Annotated in this window: 15 protein-coding genes and 2 tRNA genes; 8 read left to right on the forward strand and 9 right to left on the reverse strand. The window is 62.2% G+C overall.

Translation table 11 applies throughout. The features are described from left to right. Nucleotides 1–10: 10 nt before the first annotated feature. From rapZ to EUB48_RS06095, 3 genes are read right to left on the reverse strand one after another with little or no spacing between them, the layout of a single operon-like run. Nucleotides 11–925: an RNase adapter RapZ gene (rapZ, locus tag EUB48_RS06085; protein ID WP_142818065.1), complete on the reverse strand. Its 915-nt coding sequence runs from the start codon at nt 923–925 to the stop codon at nt 11–13. Between the two features lie 55 nt (nt 926–980). Beyond that, nucleotides 981–2,651: a DNA repair protein RecN gene (gene recN, locus EUB48_RS06090; protein WP_142818066.1), complete on the reverse strand. Its 1,671-nt coding sequence runs from the start codon at nt 2,649–2,651 to the stop codon at nt 981–983. 2 nt (nt 2,652–2,653) lie between these two features. Then, nucleotides 2,654–3,550, reverse strand: coding sequence for an NAD kinase (locus EUB48_RS06095; protein ID WP_142818067.1), 897 nt, complete (start codon nt 3,548–3,550; stop codon nt 2,654–2,656). A 28-nt stretch (nt 3,551–3,578) separates the two neighbouring features. Here EUB48_RS06095 and hrcA point away from each other — a divergent pair, with 28 nt between their 5' ends. Both hrcA and EUB48_RS06105 read left to right on the forward strand, forming a co-directional pair. After that, nucleotides 3,579–4,583 carry a heat-inducible transcriptional repressor HrcA gene (gene hrcA / locus EUB48_RS06100; protein ID WP_142818068.1) on the forward strand — a complete coding sequence of 335 codons (1,005 nt, stop codon included), beginning with the start codon at nt 3,579–3,581 and terminating at the stop codon, nt 4,581–4,583. Nucleotides 4,584–4,606: 23 nt separating this feature from the next. Next, nucleotides 4,607–4,683, forward strand: a tRNA-Ile gene (locus EUB48_RS06105). A gap of 25 nt (nt 4,684–4,708) precedes the next feature. Here the strand turns inward: EUB48_RS06105 and EUB48_RS06110 are convergent. Beyond that, nucleotides 4,709–6,049, reverse strand: a complete 1,341-nt coding sequence (locus EUB48_RS06110; RefSeq protein WP_142818069.1) for a sigma-54 dependent transcriptional regulator — start codon at nt 6,047–6,049, stop codon at nt 4,709–4,711. 10 nt (nt 6,050–6,059) lie between these two features. Beyond that, complete coding sequence (locus tag EUB48_RS06115; RefSeq protein WP_142818070.1) at nt 6,060–7,397, reverse strand: FlxA-like family protein; 1,338 nt, start codon at nt 7,395–7,397, stop codon at nt 6,060–6,062. Between the two features lie 910 nt (nt 7,398–8,307). Here EUB48_RS06115 and EUB48_RS21300 point away from each other — a divergent pair. The 6 genes from EUB48_RS21300 to greB all read left to right on the forward strand — a co-directional run bounded on the left by EUB48_RS21300 (nt 8,308) and on the right by greB (nt 12,088). Further along, nucleotides 8,308–9,540 (forward strand): hypothetical protein, encoded by a 1,233-nt coding sequence (locus EUB48_RS21300; protein WP_168226707.1) that lies wholly within the window; start codon nt 8,308–8,310, stop codon nt 9,538–9,540. 87 nt (nt 9,541–9,627) lie between these two features. Continuing rightward, nucleotides 9,628–9,978, forward strand: a complete 351-nt coding sequence (locus tag EUB48_RS21650; RefSeq protein ID WP_244618345.1) for a hypothetical protein — start codon at nt 9,628–9,630, stop codon at nt 9,976–9,978. 12 nt (nt 9,979–9,990) lie between these two features. Continuing rightward, nucleotides 9,991–10,674 carry a C39 family peptidase gene (locus tag EUB48_RS06140; RefSeq protein WP_142818073.1) on the forward strand — a complete coding sequence of 228 codons (684 nt, stop codon included), beginning with the start codon at nt 9,991–9,993 and terminating at the stop codon, nt 10,672–10,674. Then, nucleotides 10,674–11,345, forward strand: coding sequence for a hypothetical protein (locus EUB48_RS06145; protein ID WP_142818074.1), 672 nt, complete (start codon nt 10,674–10,676; stop codon nt 11,343–11,345). The genes EUB48_RS06140 and EUB48_RS06145 overlap by 1 nt, the downstream gene beginning before the upstream one ends. A gap of 52 nt (nt 11,346–11,397) precedes the next feature. After that, a tRNA-Arg gene (locus EUB48_RS06150) sits at nt 11,398–11,474 on the forward strand. Nucleotides 11,475–11,530: 56 nt separating this feature from the next. After that, entirely contained in the window at nt 11,531–12,088 is a 558-nt protein-coding gene (greB, locus tag EUB48_RS06155) for a transcription elongation factor GreB (RefSeq protein WP_142818075.1), read from the forward strand. 17 nt (nt 12,089–12,105) lie between these two features. On the opposite strand, the gene EUB48_RS06160 is transcribed toward greB, so the two are convergent. From EUB48_RS06160 to EUB48_RS06175, 4 genes are all read right to left on the reverse strand, one after another. Then, nucleotides 12,106–14,379 carry a RelA/SpoT family protein gene (locus EUB48_RS06160; RefSeq protein WP_142818076.1) on the reverse strand — a complete coding sequence of 758 codons (2,274 nt, stop codon included), beginning with the start codon at nt 14,377–14,379 and terminating at the stop codon, nt 12,106–12,108. Between the two features lie 94 nt (nt 14,380–14,473). Further along, nucleotides 14,474–14,677: a DNA-directed RNA polymerase subunit omega gene (rpoZ, locus tag EUB48_RS06165; protein WP_077560444.1), complete on the reverse strand. Its 204-nt coding sequence runs from the start codon at nt 14,675–14,677 to the stop codon at nt 14,474–14,476. A 16-nt stretch (nt 14,678–14,693) separates the two neighbouring features. Further along, nucleotides 14,694–15,314 (reverse strand): guanylate kinase, encoded by a 621-nt coding sequence (gene gmk / locus EUB48_RS06170; protein ID WP_142818077.1) that lies wholly within the window; start codon nt 15,312–15,314, stop codon nt 14,694–14,696. 36 nt (nt 15,315–15,350) lie between these two features. Then, nucleotides 15,351–16,268, reverse strand: coding sequence for a YicC/YloC family endoribonuclease (locus tag EUB48_RS06175; RefSeq protein ID WP_142818078.1), 918 nt, complete (start codon nt 16,266–16,268; stop codon nt 15,351–15,353). Between the last annotated feature and the right edge of the window lie 43 nt (nt 16,269–16,311).

The raw sequence follows: 16,311 nt of genomic DNA on the forward strand, positions 1-16,311 counted from the left end.
TGGGGCGGGCTCAACCCACATCCAGCTCGCGGTGGCGCCTCAGGGTGGTCCATTGGCTGGCAAAGATGTCGGCCAGTTGCTCGACCAGGTAGACCGAGCGATGCTGGCCGCCGGTGCAGCCAATGGCCACGGTGACGTAGCTGCGATGGTCGCGCGCTAGGGCACCCAGCCAGGCGTCCAGAAAGTGCTGGATGTCGCCGAGCATCTGGGTCACCTCGGCTTGCTGGCGCAGGTAGGCGGCGACCGGCTCGTCGCGCCCGGTCAGCGCGCGCAGCGCCGACTCGTAGTGGGGGTTGGGCAGCATGCGCACGTCGAACACATAGTCGGCATCCACCGGAATGCCGCGCTTGAAGGCAAACGACTCGAACACCAGCGTGAGCTGGCTGGCAGGCGCCGAAATCAGCGATTTGACGTAGCCCTGCAACTGGGCCGAGCGGATTATGCTGGTATCGATCACATGCGCCTGTTCGCGCAAATCCGACAGCAGTTCACGCTCGAGCTCGATGGCCTCGACCAGCGCGCGCTTGCGGTCTTCCGTATTGCTGCCCGCGGTCTGGCGCGTCAGCGGGTGCATGCGCCGGGTCTCCGAAAAGCGGCGCACCAGCGTATCCGTGGTGGCGTCCAGAAACAGGGGCTTGATTTGTACGCCGTGCCGGCGCAGTTCGGCCAGTTGTTTGGGCACCAGCGGCAGCGAGGCCGCACTGCGCACGTCCATGGCGATGGCGACCCGGCCGGCGCGGTGCTGCTGCTCCAGGGCGACAAAGGCCTGCAACAGTTCAGGGGGAAGGTTGTCCACGCAGTAGTAGCCGGCGTCTTCCAGCGCATGCAGCGCGACAGACTTGCCCGAGCCCGACATGCCGGTGATGAGAACGACCTCCGCGCTGCGCGCCGCGGTATCCGCCTCGGGAGCAGCCTTGCGGCTCATAAGGCAACCTGCGCGCGACGCGCTGCGGTATTCGCCTTGGGAGCGGCCAGGCGGCTCATGGCCTGAGCCCGGTTTTGGTCACGCTGGTCTCGAGCATTTCCTTGGCGTGAGCCAGCGTGGTGCTGGACAGGCGTTCGCCGCCCAGCATGCGTGCCACCTCGGCCACGCGCCGCTCGCCGTTGACCGGTGCCACGGTACTGAGCGTGCCGGTTGCATCCTGCTGCTTGGCGACCACCAGATGATGGTCGGCGCACGCTGCCACTTGCGGCAGATGCGTGACGGCCAGCACTTGCCGGTCGCGCCCGAGCTGCTTCATGAGGCGTCCTACCGTCTCGGCCACGGCTCCCCCGACCCCGGCATCCACTTCGTCGAAGATCAGGGTCTGGGCGGTCCCGAGCTGGCTGGTGGTCACGGCAATCGCCAGCGCGATCCGTGACAGCTCGCCACCCGAGGCCACCTTGCCCACCGGGCGCGGCGTGCTGCCGGCGTGACCCGCGACCAGGAACACCACTTCTTCCAGGCCGCTTTGCATCGGGCGTTCGACCTTTTGCAGCGCCACCTCGAACACGCCTCCTTGCATGCCCAGGCCCTGCATGACCTGGGTAATGGCCTTGGCCAGCCGGGGGGCCGCCCTGCCGCGGGCTTTGGACAGGCTGTGGGCCTCGGCCCTGTAGGCGGCTCCCGCTTTTTGTTCGGCCGCCTCCAGCGCCGCCAGATCCGAGGCGGCATTTAGTGTGGCCAGCTCTTCCTTCCACGATGCCAGCACACCGGGGAGTTCTTCCGGCAGGCGCTTGTAGCGCCGCGACAGCGACAGCCACGAGGATATGCGCTCGTCGAGTTCGGCCAGGCGTTGCGGATCCAGATCGGTCTTGCGCAAATACGCATGCAGCGAGTGCGCGGCATCCTGTGCCTGCGCCAAACTGGACGCCAAAACCTCTGCAAGCCCTTGAAAATCCTTCTCGACATGCTCCTGATTCTGTAGCGATGTGTGCGACCGCGCGAGCCTTGCGAGCGCGCCGACGTCGTCGTCCTCCAGTGCACTCAGCGCCGTTTGCGCGGCATCCAGCAAGGCTTGCGCGTGCGATAGACGGGTGTGGCTGGTGTTGAGTTCGTCCCACTCATCAAAGCCCGGGGCGAGCTTGTCCACTTCGCCGATTTGCCAGGCCAGGCGCTCACTCTCGCGCTGCAGGCTGTTCTGGGCGGCGCGCGCGTCTGCCAGCGATTTTTGCGCATCGCGCCAGGCGCCCCAGAGTTTGCTCACCGGCTCGCTGCTGATGCCCGCATAGGCGTCGAGCAGGCCGCGTACCGAATCGGGCCGCGTCAGGCTTTGCCAGGCGTGCTGACCATGGATGTCGAGCAGCCGCTCGCCAATGTCGCGCAACTGTGTGGCGGTTGCCGGGCTGCCATTGATCCAGGCGCGGCTCTTGCCCTGGGCGTCGACCGTGCGGCGCAACAGCAGGGTGTCCGACAGGTCAAAGCCCGACTCAATCAGCCAGTCGTTCAGGTTTGGTGCGGCATCGAACTCGGCGCAGACATCGGTACGGCTGGCGCCCTCGCGCACCACGCCGGCATCGGCCCGCGTGCCCAGCGCCAGTTGCAGCGCACCGATCAGGATGGATTTGCCGGCCCCGGTCTCGCCGGTGAGCACCGTGAAACCATCGGCCAGATCCAGCTCCAGTTCATGCACGATGACGAAGTCGCGCAGGGTCAGGCGTTTGAGGGCCACGTTCAGGAAACTCCTTCGTTCCAGTGGAGCTTTTTGCGCAGCGTGTCAAAGTAGCTCCATCCTTTGGGATGCAAAAAACGCACACGGTGCTGCGAGCGCTGCACGATGATGCGGTCGCCGCGCAGCAAAGAGGCCAGCGACTGCATGTCGAAGTTGGCGCTGGCCTCTCGGCTCGCTACTATTTCAATAGCAACCTCCGTTTGATCAGCAAGGACTATGGGTCGATTCGATAGATTATGCGGAGCGATGGGAACCAGCAGCCAGCCGGGGATAGAGGGATGCAGCAAGGGGCCACCCGCCGACAGGGCGTAGGCCGTGGAGCCGGTGGGTGTGGCGATGATCAGCCCGTCTGCGCGCTGGTTCGCCACGAAATGGCCGTCCACCTCGACCCGGAGTTCCATCATGCCCGAGGTGCCTCCGCGATTGACCACGACGTCGTTCATGGCCAGGGCATCGAAGACGCAGCGCCCGTCTCGCATGACCCGGGCATGGATCAGGCTGCGGTGGTCTTCCTCGTACTCGCCGCGCAGCATGGGGGTGAGCGCGGTCTGGTAATTTTCCAGCGGGATGTCGGTGATAAAACCCAGTCGCCCCTGGTTGATGCCGATCAATGGGACGCCGTAACAAGCCAGGCGCCGGCCGATGCCCAGCATGGTGCCGTCGCCGCCAACCACCAGACCCAGATCGCACTCGGAGCCGATCGCCGCGGCGTCAAGTACCGGATACTGGCTCAGGCCAGTACTGGCAGCCGTGTCGCGCTCCAGGGCGACGTCGCAACCCTGTTTGCCCAGGTAATGGGCAATATCATCCAGCACTTGGCGCGAAGATGCGGTCAGAATGCCAGAGCCAGAACCCTGGTATTTGCCGATCAGCGCCACATGGCGGAATTTTGATTTCATTTGTAAATTACAACATTAAAATGACCAAATGCTCGACGATCGCGCCAAGTTGTTGTTGAAAGCTCTGGTCGAGCGCTATATAGCCGACGGGCAGCCTGTCGGCTCACGCACGTTGTCCAGGGCATCGGGCCTGGATTTGTCGCCCGCGACCATCCGCAACGTGATGTCGGACTTGGAAGAGCTGGGGCTGATTGCCAGTCCGCATACCTCGGCCGGCCGCATTCCGACCGCGCGCGGCTATCGCCTGTTCGTGGACACCATGCTGACGGCCCAGCACGGGCCCCTGTCTGCGCCGAGCCTGGCGCAGGATCAGCCCCAGAAGGTGATTACCAACGCGGCCCAGTTGTTGTCCAACCTGTCGCATTTTGTGGGCGTGGTGATGGCGCCGCGCCGCACCTCGGTGTTCCGTCACATCGAATTTTTAAGACTGTCCGACCGGCGCTTCCTCGTCATCATCGTGTCGCCTGACGGCGATGTGCAAAACCGGGTGATCTTCACCGAAGTGGACTACACCCAGTCCCAATTGCTCGAAGCTGCCAATTATTTAAACACCCATTGCGCGGGCCTGGCCATCGAGCAGGTGCGCGAGCGGCTGCAGCAGGAGGTGGAAAAGCTTCGCGGCGAAATCGCCACGCTGATGCAGGCGGCCGTCACCATCAGTTCGGAGGCTTTGACCGAGTCGCAGGACGAAGTGGTGATTTCGGGTGAGCGCAACCTGCTGGCCGTCAGCGATTTCTCGAGTGACATGGGGCAGCTGCGTCGTGCCTTCGAGCTGTTCGAGCAAAAAACCCAGTTGATGCGCCTGCTCGACATCTCCAGCCGGGCCGAGGGCGTGCGGATCTACATTGGCGGCGAGAGCCAGGTCGTACCGTTCGAGGAGCTGTCGATTGTCAGTGCCCCCTACGAGGTAGACGGGCAAATTGTCGGTACGCTGGGCGTGATCGGTCCGACCCGCATGCCCTACGACCGCATGATCCAGATTGTGGATATCACGTCCAAGCTGGTGAGCAACGCGCTGAGTCACCACAAGTAGCCTCTTACAATCGGAACTGGTTTGGGGCGTTAGCTCAGTTGGTCAGAGCAGAGGACTCATAATCCTTTGGTCGTTGGTTCGAGCCCAACACGCCCTACCAAATCCCCACTGTCTCAATTCGTGGTCTATCCCGCTCCGGAGGCGATACCGTGCTTTTCCATGAGGCGGTACAGCGTCATGCGCGAAATGCCCAGTTCGCGCGCGGCGTGCGTGACGTTGCGTCCGACCCGGTTGAAGGTAATGGAGATTGCGTCGCGCTCGGCGATGGTCCGGGCGGTATCCAGGCCGATGCTGCTCTGACCCTCTTCAACGGTTAACCCGAGGTCTAGCGGCGTGATCATGCGCCGATCGGTCATCACCACAGCGCGCTGCACGCGGTTGAACAATTCCCGCACGTTGCCTGGCCAGTCGTAGGCCATCATGGCGGCGATGGCCTGCTTGCTGAAGCCTTCAACACGGGTTTTCTTGTCTGCCGTACAGCGCCGATAGAAGTGCTGGGCCAGCATGGGCACGTCGCCCTTGCGTTCGCGTAGCGCGGGCACCGCAAGGGTCAGCACGTTCAACCGGTAAAACAGATCTTCGCGGAAGTGGCCCGACGACACCGCTTCGGCCAGGTCCACGTGCGAGGCCGCTACAACTCGCGCGTCCACCTGCAAGGTGCGCGTGGCACCGACGCGATTGATGGTTTTTTCCTGCAGAAAGCGCAAGAGGTTGGTCTGCAATTCGCGCGGCAGATCGCCGATTTCGTCAAGAAAAATGGTTCCGCCGTTCGCCATTTCAATCAACCCGCGCTTTTCTGTGGACGCACCGGTAAACGAGCCGCGCTCGTGCCCGAACAGTTCGGAGTGAATCAGGCTCGGCGAAATGGCCCCGCAATTGACTGCGATGAACGGCCCGCTTGCGCGCGGTGAACATTGATGAATGGCCTGTGCCGCGAGTTCCTTGCCGCTACCGCTTTCTCCACCGATCAATACTGGCGCATTGGTGACGGCCACTTTCTTGATCTGCGAGCGCAACAAATCGATGGCAGCGCTTTGCCCGACCATGCCCATGTGCTCGATGCAGCGCTGTTGCAGGTCATGACCCTCTCGCAAGGTAGCGCGGCCGTAGGCATGTCCCAATGTCCGGGCCAGATAGCCCAGGTCCACGGGATGCGTGTGGTAGTCGAAAAAGCAGTCGAGAATCAGGCCGCGAAAGGCTGGCGACTCAAGCGATTGCGGTGGGAAAACGCCAACCCACTCGGATGACTTTGATGCCTTCAGGCACGCCTCAATCCTGGCGATGAGATCAGGGGCTGGCTGATTGAGCACCAGGACGCACACCAGGAAGTGGTTGCTCCCGAGAATCTGGCGGGCCGTCCCCAAATCGGTGGCCGAAACGACTTCCCAATCCTGGCCGCGCAGGTGCTCTTCTACTGCGGACGGCCCGTTACCCAGTGTCAAACACAATATCTTTCGTGATTGCATGGTGCTATTTCTAGAACGACAAAGGTATCCTGAGGTTCAGCGTCAGGTCCGGTGTATCGCGCGTCAAGCCCGCGCCGACCGTGAAATTCAGGGTGGTCTTGTCGCTGTAGCGATAAGAGAAGCCGAACAGCAGTTTTGCCAGCACAACCCGGACCGACCCCGTGACCGGGGCGCCGTTTTGCAGCGTGCGTCCGACGGAGTTCAGGTCAACGCCGACGCTGAAGGCCGTTCTATCGTTGAGCGCCAGACCCATGCCAAAGTTGGCGCCAATGATGTCTCCGGCCTTCACGGTTCCGAGGAATTCTTGTTGCCCACCGAGCACCGTCAAACTCACGTTGTTGCGCGCGAAGTTGTGTGCATAGCTGAAGGTTCCGAAAAACACGGCAGGGTCCGACTGGAACAGCCAGGTCAGCGCCGGCTGCAGCAGATAGAAGCCCGAGCCCGTCGGTTGCGTGGTCGGCAAGCCGGTGCCGCCGGGATTGCCGACGCAACTGGTCAGGCAGTCGGTCACGACCTCGAACGGATCCTTGCCGGTCCGGGATTTAAAGCGAAGCGAGCCGATCAGGTAGGGCTTGGTGGCGCTGCCTTCGTTCAATTGATAGCGCGCGGTCACCTCGACGTCGCCGATCGCCTTGCCACTGCTGTTGAACACGCTGTCGGTAGCCGACCCTGTGTTGAGTTCCCGGCCCACCGATGAATCGGAACGATATACATAGGGGATCTTGGCTTCCACCTCCATGCGGTTGGTCAGGCCATAGCGGCCGGTCAACGCACCCGTGAGGATGCTGTCCTTGACCTGCTGCACGTCAATCAGCCCGATCACCAGCGCCGGGATGATGGTGTAACCGATCAGCGCAACCCGGTTATTCGATGAATAGCTGTACTCCAGTGACGGCTCAAACACGAATTTGCCCTTGGGCGTCAGAATGCCGGGCTGCTCGAACAGCCGCGGAACCTCGACTGGCGCCTGCGACTCCTGGCTCGGTGCCGCGCCGACCTGCACCGGATGCTGCTCCGTGTCCGTCGGATTTTGCTCAGCTTGTGCATTGGGGGCTGCCTGCTCTGCGTTCTCCCCCTGCGCCGTTTCGCCGGGCTGGGTGTCCCTGGCCTGCTGCCTCAATGCGCGCCGCAAGGCCTGGTATTTCTTCTCTTGCTCGGTCGTTATTCGCTTCAACGTCTCGATTTGCCGACCCTGCTCGGTCAACTGCTGTTGCAGCGATTCGATCTGCGCGCCCGAACTCTCCGGTGACGCTGACGGGCTTTGCGCCTGTACGGCTGCGCTTGATAACGCCAAGGTTGAATAAGCGAGCAAGGCAGCAGGCCTGTGCCGCAGACTTTTATTGTTCATGGCGAACCTCCTGTGCGCAGACTACATGGCCCGGTGCATTGCGCCATCCCCTGAACAGGGGATGGTGCGGAAGGCGCCCCGAATCCGTGCCACCTGCGCGTGAACCGTTGCGGGGTACGCGGCGTGACCGGACATGTACCGCGCTTTCATCTTGAATAGGGGGTGCTATCACTTCAAGAGCAATTTGCGAGAACTTTGCGCCTCGTTTTCACCCGTTTATTCATCTCAGGTCATCAATGCGCTGGTTTGCGCAGGCAGGGTCGGCCCGGCGATTCAGTGTGATTGGGGCCAATGGTTCCGCGGTAGTTGGAGTTTTGCCAAATTTCCTGATGCGTAAGCGGTTTTGAAACTTGCATCCAAACGTAAATACGGTGTGCCACCATCGCATCTGAGCGCGGATTTCATGGCTGGCTCTGTTCCCGGTCATTGGAATCAGCTGTACTCGATCCCCCCTTGTCACAAGATTGATGCAATGTTTGTCTGTGCCCGAAAATCGGGTCCAAAGTGGGTCGTATGGCACCTGGCAAAGGCATGCGCACATGCGCCGCCGCAACCCTCCATGTAAAACGCGATTTGAGGCGTCACAGAGCCGATACAGTTTGCGTGCTCCATCTTTCTGGCTGGATCGCTTGATCCCGATTCATTCCATCGGTGATCGCAACACCAGCAGCCATGAGAGCAAAAAAGACTGTCAAGAAGGCGTGACACTCCGCCGAAAAAAGCTCGCTCTTTCATGCTGCAGGCGCTGTCGTGTTGCGCAATGCCATAGCAAGTAGTCGTTTTCTCTTGATGGATAGAGGGTGGTGGGCATTCGTGCCGCATCTGGCACGAATTATGCGGAAGCCCCGTTGGGTGGCACCTAGCGCGACTCAAACCGTAACTTCAACATTTAACTTCAAGGAGAGACCGTATGAAAAAGACACTATTGGCGACGGCCATTGTTCTTGCGTTCGGGTCCGCATGGGCCAACCCGACGAACAACGGCACAGTCGGTACTACGACCGCGACCACAGGAAATCAAACCGCGACCGCCACCTCGACGCAGACGGGCGCGGGCCCGAACGCCAACGAGAATTCCACTGCGCAGCAGAACAATAATTCGAACCAGCACAGCGGCAACACTAAGACCATCACGAAATGGAAAACCGGTGATGCGACCGCAAGCGACCGTGCGGCTGCCGCCAACAACAATTCCACGGCCTCGTTCTCCAGCACGTTCACCAAGTCCACTTTCGTCGCCAAGAGTGAACTGAATGGCACGGTGACCGGCAATGCCATACATGACATCGGCAACAACGCGCAGAACTGGGGCAATGCCAATGGCGGTAAAGGCTATGGTGGCCACGGCGGCAACGGCTACGGCGGGGACCCCTCTGGTACGGGTGCGGGCGGTGCGGGTGCGGGCGGCGCAGCGGCCCCCGGCGGTTTGGGCGGCAGCGCCTCGAACGGCAGCGCCACCAACGGCAGTGCACATAACGGCGGCGCGAGCACCGGCGATGCCTATGGGGGTGACGGCGGCGATGCTCGTGGCGGCAGCGCCCGCGGCAACAACTATGGCGGGTCGGCGAAGGCCAATGGTGGTGGCGGCGGCGGCGGCGGTGGCGGCGGCGGCAGCGGCGCCAATGGCGGGAATGGCTCGGCCACCACCGGCTCCGGCAATGGCGGCGGCGGCGGTAGCTCCACTGCGGGGGCCGGCGGCAATGGCGGCGGCGGCGGCAACGGCGGCAGCGCATCCAGCAATGGCGGCGGCGGCACCCGTACCGGTGGAGCCGGTACCGGCGGCGCCGGCGGCTTGGCCAATTCTGGCACCGCGACCAATGGCAGCGCTTCCAACGGCAGCGCGACGAATGGCAGCGCCACCGCCGGCAATGGTGGCAATGGTGCCGGTGGCGGTGGTGGCACGGGCGGCGCCGGCAATGGCGGCGTCAATACAGGCGGTGTCGGCAATGGCGGTACCGGCAATGGCGGTACCGGCGGCAATGGTGGCATGGCCTATGCCGATGCGGGGACTTTCAACATGTCCAACAGCATGACCAGCGTCGGGCAATCCGCGGCCGGCATCATGATGGCCAATCAGAACAGCGGCATGTCGTCCCTGGTGCAGCAAAGCGTGAATGTGATGGCCAACCTGCAGGTCCATTAAGCACGGGCGAGTCACCCATCAGCCGTGGCGCACCTCGCAAGAGGGGCTCCACGGCTGGGTGGCGAGTTCAATAAAAGGGGAGTCATCATGCGTCCAATGAGCTATTCCTTGCTCTTCCTTGCGGCATTGCCATCCCTGACGTCGACGCCTGCGGCAGCGCAGACTTCGGCGAGTGTTGGCGCGTCAAGCGCTGTCAGTTTTGGCTATCCGGTCAGTGCCAATGCTTTGGCAAGCCATCGCGGCGGCGACCTCACGATCACCGACACGAAACTGTCGGGCGTGACGGCAGACAACTCGGCCAACCAGGTGGTGACGGGTACGAATGCGATCGGCGGTGGCTCGTTTTCCAATCTGAGTGGCATTCCGGTGGTGATCCAGAACACGGGTGCCAACGTCCTGATCCAGAATGCGGTCACCCTGAATCTGCAGATGAAATAACAGGAGAACGCCATGCGTCTCTTCTTGTTGACCGCCCTGATGGCGGGTGTGTGTCATGCGCAGGCCCCGGCACCGCGGATTGAGTTGCCGAGCATGGGTGGCGGCGATTATGCGATGCCGGTCACCAGCATCAAACAGGCGCGTCAGGCAAGCACGCTGCTGCAGCAATACGATTTCAGCTGTGGTTCGGCCGCGGTTGCGACGCTGCTGACCTACCAATACGGCTACCCGATTACCGAGCGCGCGGTATTCGATGAAATGTATGCGCACGGCGATCAGGCCAAGATCCGGCGGGAGGGTTTCTCGTTGCTGGACATGAAGAACTTCCTGGCGGCCCATGGCTTCGAGGCGGACGGCTTCAATCAGCCGCTGGACAAGCTCAATGAAGCGCGTGTTCCGGCGATTGTGCTGATCAACCAGCACGGTTACCACCATTTCGTGGTCGTCAAGGGGCTGCAGGCGGACCGGGTGCTGATCGGCGATCCTGCGAATGGCACGCGAGTCGTGCCGCGTGCAGCGTTCGAGGCCAGTTGGGAAAGCCATCTGCTGTTTGTTATCCACAACCGGATGGACACTGCCAGGTTCAATCTCGCGGTGGACTGGCATGTGGCACCTCGCTCGCCGCTGGCCTCCGGCATTGATAGAGCCGGGTTGGGCGGCATTACTTTGCCCAAGCTCGGCCCGGGAGACTTCTGATGAAATACTTGCATTCTCTTTCGTGCCGCGCCGGCACATGGCTGTGTGCACTGGCTGGCGCGTGCTGCGTGTTTGGTGGCGGTCACGCCATTGCGGCGCAAGCCACGTCGAAGCCGGCGCGGGGTGGAGAGGTATGGCTCGCTGCCAGCAACAAGACGCTGGACGGGATGCGTGGCGGCTTTGACATCGGCGCCGGCCTGACGGTGTCGTTTGGCGTTGTGCGCTCCATTGCCATCAACGGCAATCTGCTCGTCACCACATCGTTCAATATTGCCGACCTGAGCAAAATTACGCCGGCGCAGGCGGCATTCATCAATCAGCAGGTGGGCACCCTGAACCTGATACAAAACGGGCCGGGCAATACTGTTCAACCTGCCGCCACGCCTGCCACCGTCGCTACAGCTACGGGCCCAGTGTCTCCAGGTTCTCCAGCCCCGGGTTCTGCGAACTCTGCATCTCCGACTTCTGTCACCCTGGGCACCGCTACCTTGAGTACCGCTCCTTTCAATGGCGCGGCGTTCGGCACGTTTATCCAAAATACCTTGAACAACCAGAACATACAGAACCAGACCGTGATCAATGCAAGCACCAATAGCTTGAGTATGTTGAAGGGGATGAATTGGCTCAACACCTTGAATAGCGCACTGTCGAGCGCGTTTGGAAGTCGGTAAGGAAGGGGACTGTTCGAATTCGGGCTTGGGCCATGCTACAATTTGCGGCTACGCGGCTGTAGCTCAGTTGGATAGAGTACTTGGCTACGAACCAAGGGGTCGTGGGTTCAATTCCTGCCAGCCGCACCAAACGACAAGCCCGCAATCCCTGGATTGCGGGCTTTTTCATTGGTTGTGAAGTCACCATGAACAAGGCCTTTACCAAAGAGACCGATGCGGATGACGATGACGCCGACCTGTCGCCGGCGCCATTGCCTGCGGGCGGGAAAAACTACATCACGCCCGCGGGATTTGCCCGGTTGCGCGCCGAATTGCTGGACCTGATGGACAGTGAGCGCCCTAAAGTGGTCGAGGCTGTGCATTGGGCGGCCCGCAACGGGGACCGCTCGGAAAATGGCGACTACCTGTACGGCAAGAAGCGCCTGCGCGAAATCGACCGCCGCATCCGTTTCCTGACGAAACGGCTGGAGATTGCCGAGGTCACCGACCCGAGCGTCCATCACGGCAGTGACCAGATTTTTTTCGGCGCCACCGTCACTTATGCCGATGCCTCCGGCCAGGAGCGCACCGTGACCATTTTGGGCGTTGACGAAGCAGATAGCGCGAAGAGCCAGGTGAGCTGGATTGCGCCGATCGCCAGGGCGCTCTTGAGAGCGCACGAGGGGGACGCCGTGAAGCTGATGACGCCGGCGGGGGCGCAGGAAATCGAGGTGCTCGCGGTGGCCTATCCGCCAGCGGCGTGAGGAAGGAAGGGCACCTGTCAAGCGGCCGGTGCCGCCCGCACGACCTTCAAAACCGACGGTGTGCGCTTCAAGTTGCGCAGCACGGAGTCCAGGTGTGCCCGGTCGCGCACGGCAATGACAAACCGCAAATCGGTGGCGTCCTGTGCAATCTCGTCGCTCATGTCGATATGGGTGATGTCTGCTTCCGCCGCCGCCAGAGCCGCCGCAACCCGGGCCAGGACGCCCTTGCCATTGTGTACCGTGGTGACGATGCAGGTTTCAAACGTGCGCACGGGCTCGTCGGACCACCCCACGGTGATGAAACGCTCACTGTCCTTGTGCTGCAGCCGCCTGGCGACCGCGCAGTCGCTGGTATGCACCACGAGGCCCTCGCCACGTCCAAGATAGCCGACGATCTCGTCGCCGGGTACGGGTCTGCAACACAGGGCGAACTGTACCGACGCGTTCTCGCTGCCGTCGAGCGTGACGGCGCCCTGCGACACATGATCATGGGCCGTGTAGCGCTCGCGCGTCATCAGCACGGCATTGGGTTTTTCGCCGCTCTCGCTGAGCAGGGTCATCAGGCGCTTGGCAACGATGCTGGCGATCCTTTTGCCCAGGCCCAGATCGGTCAGGAGTTCTTCGCGGTTGCGGCTGCCCGTAAAGCGCAGCAGTTTGTCCCAGATGGCTTGATGCGCCGCATCGTTGTCGGGCAGTTTTTCCATGCCTTCCGCCCGCAGCGCCTGGGTGAGCAGTTTTTCTCCCAGCCCCTGTGATTCGGCATAAGCGAGTGTCTTGAGGTGGTGCCGGATCTTGGAGCGCGCCCGGCCGGTGCGCACGAAGCCCAGCCATGCCGGATTGGGTGCCGATACGGGGGCCGTGATGATTTCGATCACATCGCCATTTTTCAGCTCGGTGCGCAGCGGCACCTGCTCGCCATTGATCTTGGCCGCTACCGTGCGGTCGCCCACATTGCTGTGGATGGAGTAGGCAAAATCGACCACTGTGGCACCGCGGGGCAGTGCCATGATCTGGCTTCGGGGCGTGAAAACGTAAACCGCATCCGGAAACAGGTCGACCTTGACGTGATCCCAGAACTCGGCCGCATCGTGGGTCTCGTACTGGATCTCGAGCAGCGACTGCAGCCATTTGGAACCCATGCGGTCGCCCGTGCCGTCGCCCGGCTCGCTTGCCTTGTACAGCCAATGCGCCGCGATGCCCGACTCCGCCACCACATTCATCCCCTCCGTGCGCAACTGGAACTCGACGTTGACGCCCGAGGGGCCGACCAGCGTGGTGTGCAGCGACTGGTAGCCGTTGACTTTGGCAATGGCGATGTGGTCCTTGAATTTGCCAGGGACCGGCTTGTACAGCTGGTGCAGAACGCCCAGGGCTTTGTAGCAATCCGGAATGTCGGACAGGATCACCCGAAAGCCGTAGATATCGGTGACCTGCGCAAAGCTCAGATGCTTGTCGTTCATCTTGCTGTAGATCGAATACAGGCTCTTTTCCCGCCCCGAGATGCGCACCTGCATGCCGGCGGCGCTAAATACGGCCTCGACGTCCCGCTGCACCTTCTGGATCAGGTCGCGCCGGCGGCTGCGCGCCTTGGCCACGGCCTTGGACAGTACGCTGTAGCGCCAGGGCCGCAAATGGCTGAACGACAGGTCCTGCAGTTCGCGGTAGGTCTGGTTCAGGCCCAGCCGGTGCGCGATGGGGGCATAAATATCGAGCGTTTCCGACGAGATGCGGCCCCATTTTTCCCGCGGCACATCCGACAGGGTGCGCATGTTGTGGGTGCGGTCGGCCAGCTTGATCAGAATGACGCGCACATCGCGGGCCATGGCCAGCAGCATCTTGCGGAACGACTCGGCCTGGTTTTCCTCGCGGGTCGTGAACTGCAGCTTTTCAAGCTTGGTCAAGCCATCGACCAGTTCGGCGACCGGCGCGCCAAAACGCTCGATCAGGTCCGGTTTGGTGATGCCGCAATCTTCCATCGCATCGTGCAGCAGTGCCGCCATCAGGGCTTGGGCGTCAAGCTTCCATTCGGCGCATTGGGCGGCGACGGCGATCGGGTGGGTGATATAGGGCTCGCCATTGTTGCGAAGCTGCCCCAGATGGGCCTGGTCGGCGTAGCGGTACGCCAGCCGTACCTGCTCCGCCTCGGACGGCTCCAGGTAGTCGAGTTTGGCCGTGAGCGCGGCAAAGCTGGCCGCGGCCGCGTTGGCCGCAGCCACGCTGGCCTCGCTGGGGTTCAGGCCAGTCGAGGCCCTGCCGCTTCCGGCAGGAGTGAGGTTAAGCACGGCGCCCATCCTCTAAATGTAGCGCGGAGCCAATATTTGCGTGATGGGGCCATAAAAAAAGCACCGGATTGCGGTGCTTTTTCGGGATGAGGCGGGAGCCCAATCAGTTGGGTACTTTCTTGAGCATTTCAAGCCCGATCTTGCCCGCGGCGATCTCGCGCAGGGCGGTCACGCCCGGCTTGTTCTTGCTCTCGATTTTCGCGGCGTGTCCCTGGCTCAGCATGCGGGCGCGGTAGGTGGCCGCCAGCACCAGCTGGAAACGGTTCGGGATTTGCAGCAGGCAATCTTCAACGGTGATACGGGCCATGAAGTTCTCCGGTAATCTAGGCAATGTGCAGTGTCTGGAACGTGTCGGCCCGGGCGCGGCGCTGGGCCGAGAATTTGAGCCGTTGCGCGTGGACAATCGCTTTCAGATCGAAAAGCGCCCGCTCGAACAACTCGTTGATTATAACGAAGTCGAACTCGTGGGCCTGCGCCACTTCGAGCTCGGCGTTCTTCAGGCGCAATTCGATCGCCTCGGGCGAATCTTCGCCGCGGCGCTCCAGCCGGGACCGCAGCTCGTCCCAGCTGGGAGGAAGGATGAAAATCAGCACGGCGTTGGCAAAGGTCTTCTTGATCTGCAGCGCCCCCTGGAAATCAATTTCAAGAATCACATCGGCGCCCTGTGCGATGCGCTCTTCGATGGCTTTCTTGGAAGTGCCATAGCGAAAGCCGTGCACGTTCGCCCACTCCACGAAAGCGCTGCCCAAAATCATGGCGTCGAATTCCTGCTGGGACACGAAGAAGTATTCGCGGCCGTGCTTTTCCTGGCCGCGTGGCGCCCGCGTGGTGTGCGACACCGAGGGTTGGACCCGCGCGTCGAGTTCCATCAGGGCCTTGACGAGACTGGATTTTCCGGCGCCACTGGGGGCCGCGACAACGAATAAATTACCTGGATAGTCCATAGATGGTGTAGGTAGTGTGCTATGAATATGGTAGCGTCACTCGATATTTTGAACCTGCTCGCGCATTTGCTCGATCAACACCTTCATGTCCACCGAAATGTGGGTCAGCTCCAGCGCCGCCGATTTCGAGCCCAGCGTGTTGGCCTCACGGTGCAGTTCCTGAATCAGGAAATCCAGCCGCTTGCCGACCTCGCCGCCCTTTGTCAGAAGGCGCTCGATCTCATCCAGATGCGAGGCCAGGCGGGTCAATTCCTCGGCGACGTCGATGCGAATGGCAAAGGCGGTGGCCTCGGTCAGGGCGCGGTCCTGCGCCGCTTCGGGCAGGGCGGTGCCGTCGGTGAGTGCCATGGCGTCCCGCCAGCGTTGCAGGAACCGGTTGCGCTGCTGCTCGACCACCAGCGGCACCAGCGGCCCGGCTTGCCGGGTCAACTCGCGCAGTTGGGCCAGATGCCCGAGCAGCATGGTCGCAAGGCGCGCACCTTCGCGCTCGCGGGCGGCCAGCAAGGCTTGCAGGGTGGTGCCCGCCAGCGCCATCAAGCCCTGGCTCCAGTCGCAATCGGCCCGGCCTTCGGGTGCTGACAGGCGGATGACATCGGCCACGCTGAGCGGCGGCGCATCGGGCAGCCAGGCCTGGATGCTGTCCTGCAGGGCATTCAGGCGCTGCAGCAGCCGTGGGGACGGGTCGGGCAGGGGGCTGGCGGCGGCGCTCTCCAGCGCCGCGCGAACCTCGACCTTGCCTCGCTTGAGCTGGGCGCTCAACAGCTCGCGCAGGGCCGGCTCGTGTGGGCGAAGCTCCTCGGGCAGGCGAAAAGTCAGGTCCAGAAAACGGCTGTTGACGGAGCGGATTTCGAGCCCGATGCGCATGGGCGCCGGGCCTTTCGAGTCCGGCTCGGGGCTGGTTGCGGCCGCGCTGTGCTGGGCACTGGCATAGCCGGTCATGCTGTAAACTGGCATTGATAGACGGTAGTTGGTGGTCGTTGCGTGATCGCTGAGAATA

This window comes from Rhodoferax sediminis (assembly GCF_006970865.1).
Lineage (GTDB): Bacteria > Pseudomonadota > Gammaproteobacteria > Burkholderiales > Burkholderiaceae_C > Rhodoferax_A > Rhodoferax_A sediminis.